At 62.3% G+C, this 6,645-nt stretch carries 6 protein-coding genes and 1 pseudogene; 3 read left to right on the top strand and 4 right to left on the bottom strand.

Annotated features, from left to right (window positions below; all coding sequences use genetic code 11):
* Nucleotides 1-684: pseudogene (locus tag VIM98_RS04875) on the bottom strand (dihydroorotase); the annotation flags it as partial.
* On the bottom strand, nt 674-934 hold the full coding sequence (yidD, locus tag VIM98_RS04880; protein ID WP_331991972.1) for a membrane protein insertion efficiency factor YidD: 261 nt from the start codon (nt 932-934) through the stop codon (nt 674-676). The gene yidD and the pseudogene VIM98_RS04875, both read right to left, overlap by 11 nt.
* Before the next feature lie 123 nt (nt 935-1,057).
* On the opposite strand from yidD, the gene dksA reads away from it, so the two are divergent.
* A complete protein-coding gene (gene dksA / locus VIM98_RS04885; RefSeq protein ID WP_331991973.1) occupies nt 1,058-2,212 on the top strand; it encodes an RNA polymerase-binding protein DksA in 1,155 nt (384 codons plus the stop codon).
* Between the two features lie 66 nt (nt 2,213-2,278).
* Here dksA and VIM98_RS04890 read toward each other — a convergent pair whose 3' ends face one another.
* Both VIM98_RS04890 and cysS read right to left on the bottom strand, forming a co-directional pair.
* On the bottom strand, nt 2,279-2,710 hold the full coding sequence (locus tag VIM98_RS04890) for a SufE family protein (RefSeq protein ID WP_331991974.1): 432 nt from the start codon (nt 2,708-2,710) through the stop codon (nt 2,279-2,281).
* A gap of 489 nt (nt 2,711-3,199) precedes the next feature.
* On the bottom strand, nt 3,200-4,573 hold the full coding sequence (cysS, locus tag VIM98_RS04895) for a cysteine--tRNA ligase (RefSeq protein ID WP_331991975.1): 1,374 nt from the start codon (nt 4,571-4,573) through the stop codon (nt 3,200-3,202).
* A 172-nt stretch (nt 4,574-4,745) separates the two neighbouring features.
* On the opposite strand from cysS, the gene VIM98_RS04900 reads away from it, so the two are divergent.
* Both VIM98_RS04900 and VIM98_RS04905 read left to right on the top strand, forming a co-directional pair.
* Nucleotides 4,746-5,321, top strand: a complete 576-nt coding sequence (locus VIM98_RS04900; RefSeq protein ID WP_331991976.1) for a glycine zipper 2TM domain-containing protein — start codon at nt 4,746-4,748, stop codon at nt 5,319-5,321.
* A 461-nt stretch (nt 5,322-5,782) separates the two neighbouring features.
* A partial coding sequence (locus VIM98_RS04905; protein ID WP_331991977.1) for an N-acetylornithine carbamoyltransferase occupies nt 5,783-6,645 on the top strand: 863 nt, incomplete at its 3' end.

A 6,645-nucleotide genomic window follows, 5' to 3' on the forward strand; every position in this document is an offset into this window, starting at 1 on the left:
CTTCCGCGCCAGCGAAATGGCCAACCGGGTGGATTTGATGCATGCCTCGCGCGAACGGATCAGCGGATGTTCGCGGGCAGGGATGTTCTCGCCGTATTTCTCGCGCGCCTTCGCATGCAAGGCATCGATCATCGGCGTGTCTTCGCAATGGGTGATGATCGGCGTGGGTGCCTCACGGAAAATGCCGTCGAGCACATGGGGATCGTCCACCAGCATATTGCCCGTCGAGGCGCCCATGAACACCTTGATGCCCGGTGCGGCCTTGGGATCCAGGGCGCGGATAGCCTCGAGGTTGTCGTTGCTGGCGCCCAGATAGAAGCCATAGTTGACTGCCGAGACCTCGGCGGCACGAGCGTACTTGGCTTCCAGCGATACGCTGTCCAGCGCCGGAGGCTTTGTATTGGGCATTTCCATGAAGCTGGTGATGCCGCCGGCGGCGCAGGCTCGGGATTCGTGGGCAATGTCTGCCTTGTGAGTCAGGCCCGGCTCGCGGAAGTGCACCTGGTCGTCGATCATTCCCGGCAACAGCCACAGGCCCGTAGCGTCGATCGTCTGTTCGCCGGGCCGTGCGTCCAGCGAACCGGCAATCGTCTCGATGCGGCCTTGCCTGACACGCAGGTCGGCATGGAAGCGGCGGCCTTCATTGACCAATTCGGCGTTTTTGATCAGCCAATCAGCGGACATCGGGTTCTCCTGTGCTCCCGCAGCGGCGGAAGACGAATCGGTCGGGGACGGGGTCGGGGCCGCCTTCGCAAAGGGGCTGGCAGCGCAGGATGCGCCAGAGTGCAAGCAGACCGCCACGCCACGGACCAAAGCGCGTCACGGCGATCCGTGCATAATCGGAACAGCTGGGGTGGAAACGGCAGCGCTGTCCCAACAGGGGGCTCAACCAGCGCTTGTAGAAAGTAAGAAATAGAAGTATCAGTCGGGTCACAGCGTTTCACGTCGCCGAGACGGGTTTCGGCGCCTAGTGGCGCAGTATTCCAGAAGCATGGTTGCCGGTGTTAGATACATGGGCTATAACACCCGGCCGCCAAGGCCAAAATGGTGAAGGGATATGGCGAAGACGACACGTAGTGCGACACCTGCTGCTAAGGCATCGAAAGGAAAGGTGACGGCCAAGGCGAAAGACACCAAGGCCAGCAAGACCGGACCCGCCGCCGCAAAGAGCGCGCGGACAGCCAAGAGCGTCGGTAAGGCGCCAGTCGCTACCAAGAAACCCGCCCCGGCCAAATCTGCCGCGGCCAAGAAAGCTCCCGCGAAGAAAGCCGTCCCTGTGACCAAAGCCGCCAAGCCCGCCACCAAGAAGCCCGCCGCCAAACCCGCCACCAAGGCTCCTGCCAAGCAGCCTGTCGCGGCCAAGCAGCCCGCCAAGCCTGCCGCCGCCCCGAAGGCGCAGCCCAAGCCGGCACCCTCCAAGGCCGCTGCGGCACCTAAGCCCGCGCCAGTCAAGGCGGCCCCGGCCAAGGCCGCTGCGAAGGCACCGGCCAAGGCACCCGCTGCCAAGCCGACAGCGGCCGTCGGGCCAAAGCCGGTTGCGGTGCATGAAACCAAGGCACAGTCCAAGCCATCGGCCCAGGTCGCCGCTGCAACTGCTCCCAAATCTGCCGCTGCTCCGGTGGCGGCGGGCAAGGTAGCAAGCGCCGTGGCGACAACCCCGCCGCGTGTGGCTTCAGCCACCGCACGCCACACTTCCCACACGAAACAGAAGACCGCGCAGTCCTCGATGAATAGCTCCACAACTACACTCGATAACGGCATCACCAAGGAAGACGGCCGCTACGCGCTGCCGTCCACGACGAATATTGACCTGCCCAAGGGATATCGCCCGTCCAACGACGAGGAGTACATGAGCCCGCGGCAACTGGCCTACTTCCGCAATAAGCTGCGCGATTGGCGCGATCAGCTGGTGGAAGAGTCTCGCCAGACCATGGAAAACCTCCGTGACGAAGTACGCGATGTCGGCGATGAAGCCGAGCGCGCTACACGCGAGACCGAAAACTCCCTTGAGTTGCGTACTCGCGACCGCTACCGCAAGCTGATCTCCAAGATCGACAAGGCCTTGCGCCGCATCGAAGAAGGGCGATACGGCTATTGCGAGGAGACCGACGAGGAAATCGGCGTCGAACGCCTCGAAGCACGCCCGATCGCGACGCTCTCGCTCGATGCGCAAGAGCGCCGTGAACATCTGCAGAAGCAGATGGGCGACTGATCGGGTTGCTCGGCCTTAGTTTTCGAAGCCCGCCTTGCGCGGGCTTCGTTACTTCAGTTGGCTGCGTCAGCCAGCGAGCGCTGTCGCGTACGCCTTGATCTTCGCCAGCATGGCTGCCAGACCGTTCGAACGCGTTGGCGACAAGTGCTTGGCCAGCCCGATGGCTTCGATGAAGCGCGGTTCGGTCGCCACGATATCCTTGGCCGAGCGGCCGGAATAGACGCGTAGCACCAAGGCGATCAGGCCCGAGACGATGGCCGAATCGCTGGTGGCGATGAAGCGCATTTCCTGTGCGTCTCCACTGGGCACCATCCAGACCATCGACTGGCAGCCGAGCACTCGATTCGCTTCGGTCTTCAAAGCCTCGGGGAAGGGCGGCAACTGCTTGCCCAAATCGATCAGATATTGGTAGCGCTCGGTCCAGTCGGCAAAGAAGGCGAACTCGTCGGCGATTTCCTGCTGGGCCTGTTCGGCGGTAGAGGTAGTGGCGGTAGTCATTTGCTTATTATCGCGCGAAAGGCAGAGCAAGAGCCCCCCTCACCCCAACCCTCTCCCCCGGCAAGCCAGGGGAGAGGGAGCCGACTGCGGCGAATCTCGGTGTTTCGCACTTGCGTAACTTGCTCCCTCCCTGGTTTACAGGGGAGGATCGGCGTGGGGTAAGTACTTGTCTCCGTTTTCAAAGCTGACAAAGAGCCCGCAGCTTCCCGCAAGAGCCCGCCTCTGCAAGACAGTTGTTCTCCCCCCCCCCGCAAGCCTGGGGAGCGGGGTTCGACTGCGGCGAGCCTCAATGTTTTGCACTTGCGCGGACTGCTTCCTCTTCCCTGGCTTGGTCATGCGTGAGTGAGTAAGGCATCACGCATGCACGTTCGAGCAGTCGCAACGGCCGCTTATTAGTGCAAAACATTGAGACTCGCCGCAGTCGGCTCCCTCTCCCCTGGCTTGCCAGGGGAGAGGGCTGGGGTGAGGGGGCTCTTGCTCTAAAGCTATCTACTTCACCACATGCCACCGCGGCCCCGCGGCGCTATCTTCAATGGCGATTCCCATCGCCGCCAGCTCATCGCGAATCTCATCCGCACGCTTGAAATTCCGCGCTGCACGGGCCTGCTGACGCTCGGCCAACAAGGCATCGATCGCCACCGCGTCGATACCATCGGGTGCCCCTTTGAACCACGTTTCCGGGTCTTGCTGCAGTAACCCCAGCAAAGCGCCGCCGCCGAGCAAGGCCGCTTTGGCAGCGCCGCGATCGGCGGGGCTCGCCGCGCGAGCTGCGTCGGCTAGCTGGGACAGCGCAGCCAGGGCCTGCGGTGTATTGAGGTCATCGCACAGGGCGGCCTCGACGGTTTCCGGGACGGGTAACGGTGCCTCGATCGCCACATCGGCCAGCTCCCGCAGCACGCGGTACCAGCCGTCCAGCGTGCTGATCGATTGTGAGATCGCTGCTTCGGACCAGTCCAGTGGCTGCCGGTAGTGCCCGCTGAGCAGGCGCAGGCGCAGCGCCTCGGCCGGGTACTGCTTGAGCAGCTCATGCAGTAACAGCACATTGCCTAGCGATTTGGACATCTTGCGGCCGTCGAAGGTCAGCATGCCGTTATGCAGCCACCAGCGGGCGAAGATCTTGCCGTCGTTGGCGCAGGTCGATTGCGCCACTTCGTTCTCGTGATGCGGGAACAACAAATCCACGCCGCCGGCATGGATGTCGATGGTATCGCCCAGTTGGGCTTTGCACATCGCCGAGCATTCGATATGCCAGCCGGGACGGCCGCGGCCCCAGGGACTGTCCCAACCGGGCAGGTCCGGTGTGGATGGCTTCCACAGCACGAAATCTCCGGGGTCCTTCTTGTAGGGCGCTATCTCGACGCGCGCGCCGTCAAGGAGTTCCTCCGGATCGCGCCCGGACAGCTTGCCATAATCGGGAAAGGAACTGACCTGGAACAGCACATGGCCCTCGGCGGCATAGGCATGGCCTGAGGCGATCAGGCGTTCGCACATCGCCACGATCGGCCCGATATGAGCGGTGGCATGCGGCTCCAGGTCGGGGGGCGCTACGCCAAGCCCGGCCATGTCCTCGCGGTAGGCTTGGGCATAGCGCGTGGCAATGGTCGCGATCGGTACGCCGGCGGCCTGAGCCGAGGCATTGATCTTGTCGTCCACATCGGTGATGTTGCGGGCATACACCACCCCGGCATAGTGCCGCCGCAGCAGTCGAGCCAATACGTCGAACACCACAGGGCCGCGCGCATTGCCGATGTGCACATAGTTGTAAACCGTCGGGCCACAGACGTACATCGTGACCCGGGCAGGATCTTGCGGGGCAAATGTTTCGTTGCGACGGGTCAGACTGTTATAGAGCGAGATCGGCATTGGGGGTCCGGGCTTCCAGTGCGCGGAGGCGCAAATCGGCCTGGCATCTTAACAACATGTAAGCGACACGCGGCAGTCAGCGCCGATCTAAGCGTGTATTCAGTGTGAATTTGTTCGAATTACATTAGGCAGAAGAACGCGTCTTAAAGCCCGGATTCTTTTGGAGGTCGACATGGGCAAAATGGTTATTCCCGCACTGATCCTGGCTTTTACCACGGTCACCGGCAGTGCGTTCGCACAGAACTCCCGCTACCCGAACGACCCGCCGCCGCCCCCGCCGCCGGCTCAAGGTGGTGGCGACGGTGCCGCCCATTTTGGCTGGGCGGACGTGCTGCGTGTCGACCCGGTTTATGGCGTGGCCCGCACTGAAGTGCCGCGACAGGAATGCTACGACCAGACTGTCGTGCAGCAGGAGCCGAGTCATGGCAGTGCTGCCGGCACCATCCTGGGCGCGGTGGTCGGCGGTGTCCTCGGCAATACGATCGGCAAGGGCGATGGCCGCAAGGCAGCGACCGTGGTCGGTGCGGTCGCCGGTGGCGCGGTCGGCAACAGTGTGTCCCGGTCTCCGGGCGGTCAGTACGAAAGCACCCAAACGACCTGCCGCCAGGTCAACTCGGTCAGCGAGCAGCGCCGGATCATGGGCTACGATGTGGAGTACCGCTATCGCGGCGAAGTCTACGTGTCGCGCCTGAACTACGATCCGGGTGAACGCCTGCGGGTTCGGGTGAGTGTCTCTCCGGCCGACTGAGCTCTTTTGAATCGACAAGCCGTGCCAACTGCCGCCTACGGGCGGCGGTTTGCTTTTTGGGCTGGGCTCCGTAGAGAGCGGAGCAGGGGACGAGGGGCGAAAGCGTAGCTCCGAACCTTGTCGCGGGGGTCGGTGTTGGCGCCCTCGCTACTTATCCCTCGCCCCTTCGGTGCACCCCAAGGGTGGCCACCAGCGCGCGCCCCAAAACCAGTTGTTGCAAGGCAGCGAAAATCCCGTCATGATGGTGGTTCAACCCTGGAACCCACATGTCCGCAGCCGTCTATACCGCCAATGTCCTCACCAGTGCCCGCATGGCCGCTGGGATGACTTCGCGTGCTCGTCGACCGCTGATCCGACATTCGGCCGGGTAGGCTGTCGCACGCGTTTAACGTGAAACGACGACAAAACCCGGCTAGCGAGCCGGGTTTTTTGTTTTCTGGATTTGGGATTTTGGAGCTGTCATGAGCGTTCGTCACTTTCTTACCACGCAGGATTTCAGCCGCGCCGAGATCGACGCACTGCTGGAACAGGCGGCTGCTTTCAAGCGTTCGCCACGCGGTCAGCAGATGGCCGGCAAGTCCGTCGCCCTGCTGTTTTTCAATCCGTCGATGCGTACGCGTACCAGCTTCGAGCTGGGGGCATTCCATCTGGGCGCCCATGCCATCGTGCTGGCACCGGGCAAGGACGCGTGGCCGATCGAGTTCGATGTCGGCACCGTGATGGATGGCGATACCGAGGAGCACATCGCCGAAGTGGCACGCGTATTGTCGCGTTATGTCGATCTGATTGCCGTGCGTGCTTTCCCGAAGTTCCAGGACTGGAACGTCGATCGCGAAGATCGCGTCATCAAAGCTTTCGCACAGTATGCGACGGTGCCGGTGATCAACATGGAGACCATCACCCACCCGTGCCAGGAACTGGCCCATGCGCTGGCGCTCAAGGAACACCTGGGCAACCTGCAGAACCGCAAGTACGTACTGACCTGGACATATCATCCCAAGCCGCTGAACACCGCGGTCGCCAATTCGGCGCTGCTGATTGCGACAAAGATGGGTATGGATGTCACCTTGTTGTGCCCCACGCCTGACTATGTGCTCGACCAGCGTTACATGCAGGCCGGCTACGAGAATGCCAAGGAAAATGGCGGTTCGCTGCGCGTCAGTCACGATATTGAGGAAGCCTACCGCGGTGCGCATGTTGTCTATGCCAAGAGTTGGGGCGCATTGCCGTTCTTCGGTCGCTGGGATCAGGAAAAGCCGATCCGTGACGCGCACAAGCACTTCATCGTCGACGAGGCGAAGATGGCGTTAACCGATAACGGCTT

Source organism: Dyella sp. (assembly GCF_036568765.1).
Classification (GTDB): domain Bacteria; phylum Pseudomonadota; class Gammaproteobacteria; order Xanthomonadales; family Rhodanobacteraceae; genus GSA-30.